Genomic DNA, 15,722 nt, shown 5'->3' with positions numbered 1-15,722 from the left:
ATCGCCGCGGCAAGCGGCGACGAAATTATCCGATTGCTCCGCCCTGGGCAGCTGCCGGACCTACAATGCCATCGGTTTTCCATTTCCGTTCAAAATCAAAGTATTGAACCGCGCCATTGGCCGACGGAACAAAGGACATGGCGCGCTCCGTAAAGGCAGTGATGGACAGCGAGGGGTTCACGCCCAGATTGCCAGGGATCATCGAACCATCGCAAACCAGCAGGTTCTGATAGCCGAAGACGCGGTTTTGCAGATCGATCACGCCCTCTTCAGCGCTGGCGCCGATGCAGGCGCCGCCCAGCACGTGCGCCGTCGTTGGAATGTTGAACAGCACCTCGGGAATAGAACTTTCTGGAATCCCGTCAATCTTCCGGCTCAGAATGCGTGCGAAGCGATGTGCGTCGGGGATATAGGTGGGGATCTCCTGTCCTGGCGCTACTGCGGTGGTAAGCGTTCGCTGGAAGGGCCATAGCCAGCGTCGTCGACGAATGAGGCTGATGCTGTTATCCAGAGTCTGCATGACCAGGAGGATGATCGATCGCTTTGCAAAGCCAAAGGGATGGATGGTGCGTAAGAACTGGATGGGCTTGCTGACTACGTTGCCCAGGTAGCGCAGCGGCCGAGGGATCTTTCCGCCGCCGTCGGTCAGCAAGGTTACCAGATTACCCATGGCATCGGATCCCTTTGAATAGCGTACCGGCTCGATGTGCGTATGCTCATCCACATAGACGCTGGAAGTAATGGCAATGCCCCGCGAATAGTCCACTTTGTGCGACCTGGCCTTCACTGCAATGATGGCCTCGCTATTGGTGCGCGTCAGTTGCCCCAGACGAGCAGAGAGTCGCGGCAGTCTACCCCGCTCTTTCATCTTCAAGAGCAGATTAACGGTGCCCAGCACGCCGGCCGATAGCACCAGGCCCCGCGTACGGAAGCGCCGGCGCGGCAAACCAAACCAACCGGTGGGCGTTGACGTATGCAGTTCGTAGCCCTGATGACCATCCTCGCCCAGCGCGACGATCTCTTCGACCTGCGTTTCGGCAAGGACTACCGCGCCAAGTTTTTGGGCAAAATATAGATAGTTCTTATCGAGGGTATTCTTGGCGTGAAAACGACAGCCGACCATGCAGCCGCCGCAGAAATTACAGGCCTGGCGCTCAGGCCCCTCGCCGCCAAAATAGGGATCGGTCGGCGGTTGCTTTGGATCGCCAAAGTAAACTCCGACCGGCGTGCTGACAAAGCTCTCGCCGCGTCCCATCTCGCCCGCCGTCTCGCGCATCAGCTGGTCCACTTCGGTCAGATGCTGGTTTTGCACCACGCCAAGCATCTTCTGAGCGACGGAATAGAAGGGCAGCAGGGCCTCCTTGCCGCCCAGCTGCTGGACGGTTTCGTTTTCAAAAAATCGATCGGGCGGAACGTATAGCGTATTGGCGTAGACCAGGCTCCCGCCGCCCACCCCCGCGCCGCTGAGCGCCATCACATGATTGAGAATATCGATGCGCTGGATGCCATAGCAGAACAACGAAGGACGCCACAGGAATTTGCGCAGGCGCCAGTTGGTGCGTGGAAAATCCTCCGTGCGCCAGCGCTTGCCCGCCTCCAGCACCAGCACGCGATAGCCCTTCTGAGCCAGGCGCATGGCCGATACGCTGCCGCCAAAGCCGGAGCCGACAATAATATAGTCGTACTCAGCATCCAGAGTTCGCTGCTGCGTTCCATTGCTTGAATTCATAGGGCCAGCTCCAGATCGGAACGCGCCTGATCGACGCAGGGCGTAATCAAAGTTTGTTGGTTCTTGCGATTGTCGAGAACGGTGATTCCACTCAGTTTGGCGCACTCACAGGCCTTGCACAAACCTTTTTCACAGCCCGAGGGGTGTTCGATCCCTGCAGCGCGCAAGGCCTCCAGCAGGCTCTGGCCTTCGGATACGATTAACTGTCGCCCGCTGGCGACAAGCTGCACTCGATGCTTCCGGGAATTGGCTCGGACTTTTCGCAGCGGCGCGTTTTGCACAAAACGTTCCTGATAGATATCCCCGCTTTTGACCTTCAATGCCCCCAGCCAGCGCGTCGCCTTCTGCATGAAAGCGCCTGGCGCACAGAGGTAGTATTCGGCATCGGACAGCTCGCGCGCCACAGCAGATAGCATTGGCTTCGAAATGCGCTGGCCCAGACTGCTGCAGCAATTCTCCAGGCGCAGACCCGGCAGCCGTCGCTGCAGCCTGTCCAGCCGTCCGGCCAGCAGGATCTGCGAAGGATCGCTGACAAAGTAGAACAGTCGCAGGGCGCCGCGAAACTGTTGGTCAGCCAGATCTTCCAGCATACTGAGTATGGGCGTAATGCCGGCGCCGCCGGCCAAAAAAACCTTGGGGCGCTCATAGCCGGCCAGGGTGAATTCACAGTGCGGCTCGCCGATGATGGCGATCCTGGCGCCCTTTTGCAACGTTGCTACGTGATTCGACACGCATCCGCCCGGAATGCGCTTTACAAAAATTTCATAGAAGTTGGAAGAGCGGCCTGGTTGCAACAGGCTGTACTGTCGCACCTCCTTTTTCCCATTGATATCAAACTGAACGTTGATGTAACTGCCCGCCGCCCAGTTGCGATTGCGCACGGCGCCCGGAACTTTAATCTTCAAATAGACGCCCGGTCCGGCGCTTTGCTTATCGACCTGCAGAATCCTGCTCGGCAGTACGCCGATCGGACGGAATTCGCCGATTGGCTGCAGCTGCCTGATGGCGCGGCCGACGCGCTCCAGAGTGCGCAGCGGATGGCGCAACAGGGAAAGCCAGCCTTCGCCCTCGCCTACCGGCAGCGAATAGTGAAACACGGCTCGAATTGTGTCTTTGACCGCTTCCAGCCACGGTTTGGCCATGTAGGGTACGCGATGACGCACGCAAATATCCTGAATCTCGCGGCTGAATTCGCGCAGATGATTGACCGGCAGGTCCGGATAGAGGTGGTGCTCCAGGTGGATATTGACTCCTTTGGTGAAGAGGTCTTCGTGTCGCTGATCGGTGTAAAAGTTCATCGTTGATACGATCTGCCGCAAGAAATACTGCTGCCGGGTTTCGTTGGCCGCAGGCTCAAAATAGCAGAGGCCATCATTGAGATGCTCCACAGCGACCATTGCCAGGATGTGGGCATTGCCCAGGGTTTTGGCAACGAAGTTGCCAATCCACACCTGCGGAAAGCGCCACAGCTTTTGCAGCGGGTAGTCCCAGTAGTTTTCCTTCATCCGCTTGAAGTAGCCCGGCCAGGCTTCCTTGTATGCCTGCCAGTATGTCTTGCCGCTTCCCTGGGCGATGGAAGTAGCCATCAGCCAGGCAATGAACAGGTCCAGCCATACAATCATCGAAATGAAAAGCGGCACTTGCAAAAGGTGGTAGGGCTTCCAGTCCTGCTTGCCGCTGGCGCGGTAAAGGTAGAAGGCCAGATCGTGGTCCACGCCGGTGATGTTGGTGAAGGGATGGTGGTTCTGATTGTGATCGTAGGACCAGTGCGGCGGGTGCATTGTCAGTTTCCATTGGTAAGTATCAGAATTTGCCAATGCCGATTTGCCAATGCGATCGTAGGTCCCATGGTAGATCGCATGGCCATTGGTCAGCTCCATGGCGTAATGATAGGTCAAAAACAGAATTCCAGTCAGCCATTGCCGCGGGCCCCAGGCGTTCTGAATCTTGTAGCGCCCCCAGCGTTCCAGGCGCAGAGAAAGGCGCACCAGATACTCCATTTCGCGAAGGTCGTCCAGGCTGATGCGCGCACGGGCGCGGTTGTAGGCTTGTTGCAGTTCTGCGGCAAATTCTGCCAGCGGGCGGCCGTTGCTCAGATACATCTGCATGATTTCTTTCTTGCTCAGCGCCGGCCGCAGCAAACGCAGGCGAGGCAAGGTAGGAGCGCCCTTGTTCCAGTGGCGAGGACGGCGGGGCCGATAGGCGCGACGCAAAGAGGCGGCGCCGCGGGCTGCTGCGGATAGCGACATATGAGTACCTCCGGGAAACGCCGCCAGTTCTGGCCGGCGTTCTCAGGATCATAGCGCCGCAGGAAAAAGAAGCAATTACCCTGGAGGTAATAACTTAGAGCCGGTCTCAAAACCGGCTCCGTGGGACATGGATGTCGCACCATTCGACGAGCGCCGCCTGGCGCGAATCGCAGTGGCCGCCGTATTCAAACTACGGCGGCGCTGCGCTCGCCGAGCAGGAAAAAGGTGTGCATCAAGCCCTTGCCTTTGACCTGAATCTCTCCTCGCTCCTCAAAGACGAAAGCTGGTCCCAGGCTCCGTTGGACGGCAGCGCTGACGTGCACCCGTCCGGGTTGACCGGAAGATTCCATGCGACTGGCAATATTGACTGTGTCTCCCCATAGATCGTAGGCAAATTTTTTGGAGCCAAGGACGCCGGCTACAATTGGACCGCGGTGCAAGCCGACCCGAATATTCAAGAAGGATCTGCCGCCGGCGCGAAATCGTTCAATCTCCTCCAGCATATCGAGAGCCATGCGAGCGCAACGCGCCGCGTGGTCTGCAACGGGATCGGGAATGCCGCCGGCAACCATGTAGGCGTCGCCGATCGTTTTGATCTTTTCCAGTCCGTGCTTTTCCACCAGCAGGTCGAATGAAGAGAAAATGTCGCTCAGCAAGCGCACCACTTCTTCCGGCGGATGGCGCGAGGACAGTTCGGTGAAGCCAACAAGATCGGCAAAAAGAACGGAGGCGTCCTCAAAGCGTTCGGCGATGGTCGTATCGCCGGCCTTCAGGCGCGCGGCAATGCTGCCTGGCAGCACGTTGAGCAACAGATTCTCCGAGCGCTTTTGCTCTTCCTCCAGCTCTTCCGTCATCCGTTGCACCAGAGTCTGGATGGCCAGCATGGAATCGATCGATTTGCTTTCAGCGGCTTCGGGGATTTCAGGCCGCACATGATCGGGGGCCGGCGGCGCCTCGGAAAGGGAAAGGATTGTCATCGTCTGGCGAATGATTCGATTTTCGCTTTCCGTACGGAAAAATTCCCCCCCGGTTAAGAATCCCGACATTGGCGCAATGTTGTGAAAGGGCTTGAGCTCGCTGGCAGCGACGTGGTCCAGCTGGCGTCGGCGGGTGGCGCAGGAGTAAACAAACATCCCTTCGATCGAATGCGGATAGTCGGCAATCGATCGGGCGATGCGCATCGACTCGTTCAATACCAATCCTGGTTCGCCAAAACCAAACTGGATGCTCTCTCCTTCCATTAAAAGTTCATTGTAAAGAATCGATTTATCCTCGTATACGACGATAGGAGTGGCGGCAATCTCCAGCTGATCGCGGCGGACAATGAAAGGGAAGTTGATCGCCGTCAGCGGCAAACCCTCCGCCACCTGGTCGCCAAAGTACTTGCGATAGACCTGCGCCGCGGGCAGTCCGTCGATTTCAAAAACGCGCGAGCCGGCGCCCTCCGCCAGCACACGAGTGATGCGCATCTTCTTGCCAATGGTCTTCCAGCCCAGATTAACATCACGATGGATCTGCAGTCCCGGACCGACGATGCAGGCGCCTGCTGCGCCGCGCGCTGTCAGCCCTTGCTCCGTAAAGACGTAGGTTACGCCCAGATCGGCCGAACGACCAAGGTTCTCGTCAAAGCCAATGGCATTGGCAGCCACGCCGCCGGCCAGCGGCACGTCGGGACGGCTTTCGTAGATGCCGCGCAGCAGATCGGGCGTGCCCAGATCGGTCTGATCCGTACCGCTGGCAAAGACCACAAATACTTTCTGTTCCTTTTCGTGAAGCTCTGGCAGCAGCGCCGCCGCCATTTCCAGACCAACCTGTCGCATGCTGCGTTTGTCGCAAGGGGCCAGAGCGCTTCGCACCCTTGCATTGCGAAAGCGAGCAATGGAAAGCACGACGCGCTGATCGCTTACCTGATCATCGAGGATTTCGCCGGCCGTGGTGGCGCCAAGGATCGCCGTTTCTGGAAGCAACTGACGAATCGTCTGGATCAATTGCGCGGTATGCCGCTCATCGGCAATGCCGCTGAAAACCTGCACCAGCAGCCCGGGCCCGCCGGCGATCTTGCGCGCCGCCAGTTCGGCGCGCAGTTGCTCCGGGTTTTCATAGTAGAAATTGAAAGTCTCCAAGCGGCCTCCCGTGAACCAGGCAGATCCACGGTGGAATTTGTCGCTGGCAAGGAGACAAGCTAATTCGATTGCCGCCCGGCGCTTCAGGCGCCAGGCGTCGGCCAAACTGCCCTCAGGGCGCGGCTGCAGGCAATGGAGCGCCGGCAAAGCTCTTTCGATCTACGCGACGACCGCGAAAGAAGACCTCGGCAATCTGCTGTGTGGCGCGAATGTCCTGCATCGGATTGCCGTTGACCAGCAGAAGGTTTGCCAGGTAGCCCTCGCGCACCTGACCGAAGTCCTGTTCCGTGCGGCGAATTCTTCCAAGTACAGCAGCCGGCGCCGAGGTGGCCGCAATCAGCGCCTCGCCTGGCGACATTCCAGCTGCGACCATATGTTGCAGTTCAGTATGCAACGAACCGCCGACGGCCAGCATGTAATTAGGCGCGTCAGAACCGGCAAGGATCGTCACGCCAGCGGCGTGCATGATGCGCAGATTGGGATAGAGGTTGCTGGCATACTGACGCTGCTTCTCATTGTAGGCGCGCCATTCCGGACGGGTAATCACGTCCTCGGGATGAGGATCAAGCACCGCCGCGCGGTGCGCTGGCTCCATGGTCTCCCACTCCAGTGGCGTATAGTGCCGGAAGCTTCTGTCGCTGATTACCAGATTGTAGTTATGCCAGGCGACAATCGTTGGAATCACATAAACATTTTGCATTTTCATGCGCGCCGCAAGCCGCGCATCCAGGCGCTCTTTGTAAACATTGTGCGCGGCGCCGTCGCCGCCGGCATCAAGCATCGCGCGCAGGTTGTCATTGGCGCCAATGTGAAATACCGTGGGCAATCCGCGCTGATGGGCAATGCCGACCACGCGTTTCAAAAGCTCATCGCTCATCAGCGGCGATTGCTCAGGAATACGATCGACGTAGACCTTAACAAAGTCGGGCCGATCGGCAAGCAGCGCCTCCATGCTGGAAGAAACATTGTCATCCCCCAATTCGGCAGCCACTCGCGGCACGAAGGGGTGCAGGAAGAAAGGAAGATTGTCACGCACAAACGTGAGGTAAGGAACAGGATGCGCGCCGCGCGCCGTGAAAGCAATACCGGAGTGAAAGATCATCGGGCCGGCCAGTTCGCCGGCTTCGACGCGCGCGCGCAGCGCATTCATTTCTGGCACGCTCTTTCCGCCCATGTCCCACACCGCGGTGATGCCGCTGTAGAGCGCCGCCTGCAGATTGAACTCCGGCGTAGGCAGGAGCGTCATTTTCCAGGGAACGATCATCCCGCCAGTGATGTGCGTATGACAATCGGAGAGCCCCGGCAGCAGCGTCTTGCCCTGCCCGTCAATGATCTCGGCGCCATCGGCCGATAGGCGCGTTGTAGAAACGCGTACGATGCGCTCGCCCTCCAGCAGCACGTCAGCATTTTCAAGGGCGTCAGCAGCTGAAGCGCCAGTGAAGACGCGCACGTTTCGAATCAGGATTCGACTGGCCGGCGAGGTTGGCAGCCGCACCAGATCCGGCGCCGTACAGACAAAAAGTAAAAGCGCCGGCAAGGCAAGCGCGCGCAAAAAGGCGGAACAGGTTCGCATACCAGGCAGGGCCAGCGGCGCAATGCTTGTTGTCCAGAAAATCCGAAGGCAAAGGCGACGCGACTGATTCTCATGATGCGCACAACTACGCACATTGACTTGCACCTTTATGTATCTTACTCCTGCAAAAAGTGCTGGGCATCTATGCACTTTTGCTGATCCAATTTGCCGTGAAGAACGCGCCGGGTTTGATCGTTGGCGCCGGACCTACCGGCCTGACCCTCGCCAATCTGCTGGCGCGAAACGGCGTCTCTTTTCGGCTCCTCGACCGCAATGCAGGACCGGGGACACAATCGCGCGCACTCGTAGTGCATGCTCGAACGCTGGAACTTTTCCGAAGCATTGGGTTGGCAGACCGCGCCATCGCTCGCGGTCGAAAATCGCTGGGCATCCTGCTGCATGCCAATGGCCGGAGAGTCGCGCAAATCGATATCGGCGCCGTACGTCGTCTGAATACGCCCTACCCTTTTGTTTTGATTCTATCACAGGCCGATACCGAGAACATTCTGCTGGAAGGTCTTGCACAAACAGCCGCCTCGGTGGACTGGAATTGCGAACTGCTCAAGGTCGCCCGCGAGGGCGATGGATTTGCCGTTGAATATCGCAATGCCGCCGGAATCCATAGCGCTGCATATCCCTGGCTGATTGCGGCCGACGGCGCTCGCAGCGTGGTTCGTCATCAGCTTGGTCTTCCCTTTGAGGGCGGAAGTTATGAACAATCCTTTGTACTTGCTGATGCCGAACTCTCCGGCTACCGCGGCGGGGATCGACTGAGCTTTTTTCTGACGGCGCAAGGTCCGGCGGCTGTGTTGCCCATGGCCGGCGATCTTTTCCGCATTATCTCGATTGTTCGTGAAAATGAGATCGGCGATCATCCGAGTGCGGCGGAGGTAGAGAAGCTTTTACAGATGCGTTCCTTACAGCCGGACCTTCGCGTATTGCAAGCGCACTGGATCTCTGTCTATCGCATCCATCATCGACGCATTGCGTCTTTTCAAATGGGCAACTGCTTCTTTGCCGGCGATGCGGCGCACATACACAGTCCGGCAGGCGGCCAGGGGATGAATACCGGCATTCAAGATGCGTGGAACCTGGCGTGGAAACTGGCCTTTGTACTGCGCGGTCTTGCGCGACCACAATTGCTGGAGAGTTATCACGCCGAGCGTTTTCCGGCTGCGGAGGACCTATTGCGCACGACGGACGCGCTTTTTTCAGGCGCCGTTCGCGGCGGCGCCGTAGGCGCCTGGCTGCGGCTTTTTGTATTTCCGCGCGCCGCGGCCCTGCTTTCACGTATCGAAGCGCTTCGCCGGCGCGTTATCTGGCGGCTATCACAGCTGGCAATTCACTATCGAGGCGGACCGCTTTCCAGCGGACAGGGCTCATTTCGACGCCAGGCGCCAGCGCCCGGCGATCGAATGCCATCTGGAGAAATTGTGGATGGCGAGGGTAAGTCGCTCGATCTGCTGGATCTGGCGCCGCCAGCGCATATGCTGTTGCTGTGCTACGAACATCAGGCGGGACCGACCAGCGAATCATTCGCAGCTGCCGTACGAAGTCTATCCATGGTGCGCCCGGTTCACTTGCGCAAAGCGGCAGTCGACGCCGCCGATAGCTTCCGGGTCTCTGCCGCTCTCGATCGCCGGCTGCAACTGCAGGAGGGCGCCGTATTGCTGGTTCGACCTGACGGCTACATCGGCTTTCGTTCCTCCCGACCGGACGCAACTGCGCTGCTGCGTTACCTGGACCAAATCGGCATCATCATTGGCCAAAGCTAAGAGTCGGCATCGGTCAACGAAGCCTGGAAAACGACTTGATTGCAGGCCGGTCAGACCGGCATCCAGGCTCCTGGCCTCTGCCGCAAGGCGCCGCCTGCGTCGCCCGGCAATCACGGAGTAGAACACATGAACAAACTGGCGACGCTGCTGGATGCCGGCAACTTTGCGGATCTAATTCTCGAGGCGCGCAAAGCGGCAAGAGATCGCCGCGCCTTTGCCGACAGTGCGTTGAAGACCTGGGCTGGCAGACGTTTTCGAAATCTATTCCTGAACCATGCAATCCACGATCCGGTCGCACTGGAAGCGGCAAGCGGCCATGCCTTTCTGGGCATCTTCGGCGCCGACCAACGGCCCGAGCGGCAGCGCATTGCCGAACGCTTCTTGAAAGGCGACGGACCGACGGAGTGGAATCTGGACATGCCGGCGGCGGCCATACCGGAGCTGAAAAACACGACCATCCTCTTCTGTCCGGGCATGCTGAACGGGATGCTTCCGGTGCGAGCCTTTCAAGAGGCGCTGCCCGCCGCCGAGAGAAAATACGGCTGGAAGATACTGCGCGCCGATTTGCATCCCATGCGCGGCTGTGAGGCAAACATCTCCGATCTTCTGGCGGCTATGAATGAAGGCCAGGGACTCCGCGCCGACACCACGCTCATTGGACCCGGCGAAGGATCGGCGCCCGGCGACGTAATGATCATCGCCTACAGCAAAGGGACCCCTGACGTGCTTACGGCGCTGGTGCAGCGTCCGGAGTTGCGCAAGCGGGTGCGCTGCATCTTCAATTGGGCCGGAGCGCCCGGCGGATCCTATCTGGCAAACGATATTTATGATTCGCTCAAGGATCTGCCCGTCGAGGTTTACGAAAAGCGCCTGGACATGCTCCTGAAGATGGTGTCGCCAGTAGTCAATACCGACTTCGAATCGCTGCGCCGCGTGGCCGAGCTGGATCTCAAGACCTGCATCCATGATCTCAGCACCGAAGTGCGTGGGAAATTCATGAAGGAATACTCTGAAACGATCAATGACATGGGCATTCCGATTTTCAATATCACCGGATCCACGACGGCGCTCGAGGTTCCCTACTTCCAGATGCAAGGGGTGAACCAGCTGAATCGCTACGATGCCAACAATGACATGCAGGTAACTCAGGATCAGGGAAAAGTAAAATTGCCGATGGCTACCGATCTGGCCATGATGCGCGGCCACCACTGGGATCTTTCCTACAGCCCCTTCCCCGTAGCGATGCGTTTTGGATCGCCGCACCTTGATCATCCCTTTCCCAAGGAAGCCGCGTTAACGGCGATGGTGCAGCTGGCTGCAGAATTAGGACTGATTGACTGACGCGGCAGACGGCTTGCCTGAAGGTCAACTGCGCCCCGCCCGGACTATGTAACAAATTGTAACCAATAATCTTGATGAGGATCTGAGCGCCGCGGCAGCGAAGAGGCTACAAGACTGAAAACTTCTTGCCGCCTAACTTTCCGGTCGCGCATTCTTGTCCGCATATAGTCCGCGTATTGCTATCGATAAATGGCAAAGCACTGCCCCCGAAAAAGGGAGAAAAACTGTATTTGATTCTGGCCTACGTCGTCGGCGTACTGTTTACGCTGTCCGGCGCGATGAAACTGAGCAGCCAGCAACAACCGATTCAGATGTTCAGCGAGGTCCTGCACTTTCCGCTGTGGTTCATGTATCTGACGGGCGTTGGCGAAACGCTTGGCGGACTGCTGCTATTTGTAAGGATTCTGCGCCTGCCGGCCTCGCTGACCCTGGCCTTGATCGTGGTTGGCGCCATCGCCGCCCACATTGCGACGGGAACTTACCCGATGATTGCCGCGGCATTGATCCTGATGGTCCTTTGCCTCTTGATCTACCGGCATCGTTACCAGCAATTGCTTGCAGAGCTGGCGGCTGAGCAGGGCGGCTGAACCGGGCGCCAGAGGGCGCTGCCGGCATCTCAATCGAATTCCTGGTCCCTTGCCTGCGAAGGCCGGGGCGCCGGCAGCTCCGACGCGATCTCCTTTTAACTGCGGTTAATGACAGCGCCGTCAGGATCCACTATGCTTCGTACCTATGCACCGTAGCCATTTCCTTCTGTCCGCCGTTCTTCTGTTTTCACTCCTTTCAATTGCCCTGACGCACTGTTCCGGCGCTCCTGCCGGCCTGCAGGTTCCGCCAGCCGACGCTTCTCACGGAGACTGGGTAGACTACTACATCGCCGCCTACTCTCAGGATGCTCATCCCTCCGACCGCAGTCAGGCGTATCCCAGGCCCTGGCCGGAAGGCTATGATCCAGCCAGCAATCCTGTCTACACGCACAACGAGATCTTTATCAACGCGCCACCCGCTCGGATTTTTCAGCTATTGCTGTCGGCCAACGATTGGAGCCGTTATTACGAAAATGCCCATCAACTTCAGATCCTGACACAGAGTGATGGCCATCCGCTGGCGCGTCTTGGCCCGGGCGTGAAGTTCGATTGGTCGACCTTTGGCGCAACGATCCATGCGGAGATCACCGAATTTGAACAGGACCGGGTCCTTGCCTGGAACGCCTTCAATGAAGGAACGCCGGTCATTGGCGCCTACCACCGCTGGATACTTGTGCCGCAGAACAACGGAACGCTGCTGATCACCGAGGAATGCAATAATGCACAATCGCCGGCTGTGGTCCGCTGGCTGATCAATGCGCTCTTTGCCGCAACGGGTCACGGCACGGCATTGCCTGCCGCTCACCAGCACTGGCTGAATCTCCTGAAAGAGCAGGCCGAATCGCAGCGCTGAAGGATGACGAAGGGCGAGCTATGGGCGGCCAACTTTTTCAGTTGTGGCTGCATCAAGCGTGCAGCATCAGGATTGGATGCTGAAATTCTACTGGTATCCAAACTGTTCGACCTGTCGCAAAGCGCGCAAGGCGCTGCAACTTGCCGGCATACCCTTCCAGGCAATTGATATTACGATTTCGCCGCCAACCGAAAAGCAATTCAAGTCCTGGCTACAATCCGGCCAGGCCGAACTGAAGGGCTTTTTCAATACCAGCGGCGAGGAGTACAGAAAGGCTGGCGGCGCCAGTTTGTTGAAAAGTCGCAGCGAGTCAGAGCTGATCGCGATGCTAACCAAAAATGGCCGCCTGGTCAAACGTCCAATCCTGGCCGATGGGAACAAGGCTACATTCGGATTTCGAGATGCAGAGGCTATTCTCAAGGCCTGGAGCTGAGGCGCATCAGCTATGCGACGCGAATCACAACCTTACCGCAGTGTTCGTTGGCATCCATTTGACGGTGAGCAAGAACCAGTTCGCCGAAGTCCATAACGGATTGCGTATGGAGCCGGTACTTGCCGGCCTCGACCCGATTTACGATGGTCTGTAAATTTACGCCGTCGCGGTCGGCGCGAAGATTTTCCGTATTATAGAAGGCGACATCCGCGCGCGACAGCGCCGCTTCGAAGTCGGCGGATTTTGAATTGCCGTAGCTTTCTGCCAGCGAGCCCGCCAGGCACAAACGACCGCCGCTATTGGAAAGCATAGCCAGATCATCGGCCACAGAAAGTTCGCTGGCAATCGTGTCGACGATGCCGCTTGGCCCATCGGGCCAGAGGTTGCGCACCTGATCGGCAACAGCGCCATCGCTGACGATTGCCTGTTGCATCCCTGCCTGCAGCAGTGATGCAACCTTGCTTTTGCTGCGCGTGATGCCAATGACGCTGCCGTTCAATGTGTTGACGATCTGGGCGATGGCAATGCCAAGCGCAGAGGCGCCGGGTCGGACCAGAACACGAGCGCCTTCGCTGAGTTGAAGGGTTTCAAAGCAGCAACCCCAGGCGGTCAGGTAGGTCTCCGGAATAGCGCCAAGTTCAGACCAGTCCAGGCTGGTCTGCAGTGCAAAGACATTGCTCAGCGGAACGACCGTCTTCTCTGCATACGAACCATCATAGGCGCGCCCCATGCCGCCCATCAACGCCGCAACTCGCTCCCCAACCGACAACTCGCCGCCAGGGCAATCCAGCACTTCGCCTACACATTCAATGCCGATGACCCTGGGAAATTTTACCGCATCAAAAGAGCCGCCCATGCGCGTCACAGCCTCGGCCCGATTGAGCCCAAAGGCGCGAATGCCAATGAGCGCCTGCCCGCGCGCGGCAACCGGATCTGGAACTTCTTTGAGTTCGAGGACCTCCGGACCGCCGGCTCTGGATACTACGTAAGCTCTCATTCAATCGATGCTCCTCCGACAATTTGAGCGCAGTATACCGGACGCTGCAAACCAGAATCGCCGTTCAGTTGCCACAGCTGCACGGCGCCGCCCGTCGATTGAGCAGCCAGTAGCGCCCTTCTGGTTCCGCCCGGCTGCAACACGCGACGACTCAGACGCCAGTCAGTCGCGCGCATTCGGCGATGACGCGCCGCGTTTCGTCCGCATTGAGTTCGATCGGCTGATGCTTCTCCGGATGGCCGACAACTCCCCAGTAGGAATTGCCTGGCCAGTCGGTCGTCTGGCAAAGGCGGACCGGATTGATAGCGGCCTCCGAAAGGCTGTTGAAAACAAAGGGTCGCATCAATGTCGTCATGATCCGCATCCACACTGAGGTCATCCGCCAGATGCCCGTATCAACGACGCCTGCATTGACAATGGCCGTTTGCAACTCTGGCGCGGCCTGACTGAGGTAGCTGGCATAGTGCATGTTTCCGATTTGAATTTGCTGAGTGACCTTTCGAAATTCGAAGGGCTGAAAACGCGGGTAAATGTCAAAGTTAATGCGCGTTTTCATATTCAGTTTAGAAGTCACCATGATGACCCGCGGATGTGCAGCCTGCTCCAGCAGCGGCCGCAAAAGCTGGGTCAAATGGTAACGACTGAGAAAGTTTACAGAGAAGAAGGGGTGCAGGCCGTCGGCCGTGCGCATATCCTTCATAGTCAGCACGCCGGTAGTGTGTAAAAGCGCATCGATTGGCCTGCCCTCGTCGAGCAGCAATTTGGCCGCCTGACGTACTCCGGCGTGCGTGGAAAGATCTACCGCCAGGAAACGTGCATCGCCGCCTGCGGCCCGCGCCTCTGCAGCGGCTTCTTCCCCGCTGCGCGCATCGCGGCCCATCAAAATCAGGCGATGTCCGCCGGCGCCCAGCTGCCTGGCCGCCTCCCGTCCAATCCCGCTGCTGCCCCCGGCAATTACAATCGTCTGCATTTCTTAAGTTCTCCTTGCGGCCTCGATCAGCGCCCATCAAACCAGACGATCATCGCCTCTCGCTCCGGGCATGGGCCCATCTGACAATCAAGGGGTACGAGCTAATGCCGGCTGCCAAATCGCGCCCGGAGACGTAAATATTTGTAACAGCTGTTACTACAAATTCAACTTGCAGCGCATTGCTGGCCTGATTTTCTGGAAAGGTTGGCCCTGAGGTCGACTCAAGGAAGGAAGACCAGATGAGCAATGAAATAGCGGTAGTCACAGGATCCTATGGCGGTCTGGGCGCAGAACTCTGCAAACTGCTGGCGGGCCGTGGCATAAAACTGCTGCTCGCTGATCGCGATCTCAACAAGTCTAAGGCATTTGCGGAACAGCTCAACGCCGTATATCCCGGATCGACGCTGCAATGCTTTGCCGTCGATCTATCCAATCATGCCTCGATCAAACAATCAGCCGCTCAAATCCTGGCCAGCTATCCGCAAATCGACTATCTATTCAACAATGCCGGCGTACTCGTCGAAGCGCTACAATTCTCTACACACGGCAATGAAATGCACTTTGAGGTAAACACCCTGGCCGCATTGCAGATGACTGACGCCCTTCGTCCGGCATTAGCTCGTTCCGGCCGCGGCCTGGTGATCAATACGACGGCGGGACTGGCGGCGAAGGTCAAGGACCTTTCATTCGAAGAACTGGTTTCGCCGAAAGCCGAGTTCAAGAAATTATTTGGTCCATACGTAGTATCCAAGCAGGCGCTCAATGTGCTGACTGCGGCGCTGGCCCGCGAACTGGCAGCCGAGAACACCAAGATACGCGCCGCCGATCCAGGTCCCAACAAGACCAAAATGACAAAGGGCTCGGGTACGCCGCTCTGGATGCGATTGTTTTACTTTGCACTGCCTTCCGCCCGAAGCGGCGCGAAGAAAATTTACGATGCGGCCTTTGACGCGCGCTGGAACGAACAGAGCGGCATTGCAATTTCCGGCAAGAAGACCATGGAGCTTCCGCCGGCCCTCGCCAGCGATAAGTTCCAGGATGAACTCTTGCGACTGTGTCGACTACAGGCCGCTCGTTGATCGGGATGTCCTG

General features: G+C 58.0%; 13 protein-coding genes. 6 read left to right on the top strand and 7 right to left on the bottom strand.

The features are described 5' to 3' along the window. Nucleotides 1–25: 25 nt before the first annotated feature. The 4 genes from K1X75_07550 to K1X75_07535 form a co-directional block, all read right to left on the bottom strand. Nucleotides 26–1,729 (bottom strand): GMC family oxidoreductase, encoded by a 1,704-nt coding sequence (locus K1X75_07550; GenBank protein MBX7057906.1) that lies wholly within the window; start codon nucleotides 1,727–1,729, stop codon nucleotides 26–28. Then, nucleotides 1,726–3,978: a fatty acid desaturase gene (locus tag K1X75_07545; protein MBX7057905.1), complete on the bottom strand. Its 2,253-nt coding sequence runs from the start codon at nucleotides 3,976–3,978 to the stop codon at nucleotides 1,726–1,728. Before K1X75_07545 ends, K1X75_07550 begins: the two co-directional genes overlap by 4 nt. A 185-nt stretch (nucleotides 3,979–4,163) precedes the next feature. Continuing rightward, nucleotides 4,164–6,101: an FIST C-terminal domain-containing protein gene (locus tag K1X75_07540; GenBank protein ID MBX7057904.1), complete on the bottom strand. Its 1,938-nt coding sequence runs from the start codon at nucleotides 6,099–6,101 to the stop codon at nucleotides 4,164–4,166. Between the two features lie 112 nt (nucleotides 6,102–6,213). Continuing rightward, complete coding sequence (locus K1X75_07535) at nucleotides 6,214–7,674, bottom strand: amidohydrolase family protein (protein MBX7057903.1); 1,461 nt, start codon at nucleotides 7,672–7,674, stop codon at nucleotides 6,214–6,216. A gap of 131 nt (nucleotides 7,675–7,805) precedes the next feature. On the opposite strand from K1X75_07535, the gene K1X75_07530 reads away from it, so the two are divergent. The 5 genes from K1X75_07530 to K1X75_07510 all read left to right on the top strand — a co-directional run bounded on the left by K1X75_07530 (nucleotide 7,806) and on the right by K1X75_07510 (nucleotide 12,663). Continuing rightward, nucleotides 7,806–9,449: an FAD-dependent monooxygenase gene (locus K1X75_07530; GenBank protein MBX7057902.1), complete on the top strand. Its 1,644-nt coding sequence runs from the start codon at nucleotides 7,806–7,808 to the stop codon at nucleotides 9,447–9,449. 126 nt (nucleotides 9,450–9,575) lie between these two features. Next, nucleotides 9,576–10,790, top strand: a complete 1,215-nt coding sequence (locus K1X75_07525; protein ID MBX7057901.1) for a hypothetical protein — start codon at nucleotides 9,576–9,578, stop codon at nucleotides 10,788–10,790. A gap of 176 nt (nucleotides 10,791–10,966) precedes the next feature. Further along, nucleotides 10,967–11,377, top strand: coding sequence for a DoxX family protein (locus K1X75_07520; protein MBX7057900.1), 411 nt, complete (start codon nucleotides 10,967–10,969; stop codon nucleotides 11,375–11,377). Between the two features lie 145 nt (nucleotides 11,378–11,522). Then, entirely contained in the window at nucleotides 11,523–12,230 is a 708-nt protein-coding gene (locus K1X75_07515) for an SRPBCC family protein (GenBank protein MBX7057899.1), read from the top strand. Between the two features lie 43 nt (nucleotides 12,231–12,273). Further along, nucleotides 12,274–12,663, top strand: a complete 390-nt coding sequence (locus tag K1X75_07510; GenBank protein ID MBX7057898.1) for a Spx/MgsR family RNA polymerase-binding regulatory protein — start codon at nucleotides 12,274–12,276, stop codon at nucleotides 12,661–12,663. Between the two features lie 10 nt (nucleotides 12,664–12,673). Here K1X75_07510 and K1X75_07505 read toward each other — a convergent pair whose 3' ends face one another. The 3 genes from K1X75_07505 to K1X75_07495 are packed head-to-tail and all read right to left on the bottom strand — an operon-like array spanning nucleotide 12,674 to nucleotide 14,630. After that, complete coding sequence (locus K1X75_07505) at nucleotides 12,674–13,660, bottom strand: zinc-binding dehydrogenase (protein MBX7057897.1); 987 nt, start codon at nucleotides 13,658–13,660, stop codon at nucleotides 12,674–12,676. Further along, entirely contained in the window at nucleotides 13,657–13,836 is a 180-nt protein-coding gene (locus tag K1X75_07500) for a hypothetical protein (protein MBX7057896.1), read from the bottom strand. Before K1X75_07500 ends, K1X75_07505 begins: the two co-directional genes overlap by 4 nt. Further along, nucleotides 13,812–14,630: an SDR family NAD(P)-dependent oxidoreductase gene (locus K1X75_07495; protein ID MBX7057895.1), complete on the bottom strand. Its 819-nt coding sequence runs from the start codon at nucleotides 14,628–14,630 to the stop codon at nucleotides 13,812–13,814. The genes K1X75_07500 and K1X75_07495 overlap by 25 nt, the downstream gene beginning before the upstream one ends. Nucleotides 14,631–14,869: 239 nt before the next feature. Here K1X75_07495 and K1X75_07490 point away from each other — a divergent pair, with 239 nt between their 5' ends. Beyond that, nucleotides 14,870–15,709, top strand: a complete 840-nt coding sequence (locus K1X75_07490) for an SDR family NAD(P)-dependent oxidoreductase (GenBank protein MBX7057894.1) — start codon at nucleotides 14,870–14,872, stop codon at nucleotides 15,707–15,709. Nucleotides 15,710–15,722 lie beyond the last annotated feature (13 nt).

It is taken from the genome of Leptospirales bacterium (assembly GCA_019694655.1).
In the GTDB taxonomy this organism is placed as follows: Bacteria; Spirochaetota; Leptospiria; order Leptospirales; family Leptonemataceae; genus SSF53.
The sequence above is the reverse complement of the archived record's forward strand: the minus strand, read 5'-3'. Positions and strand labels throughout refer to the sequence as shown.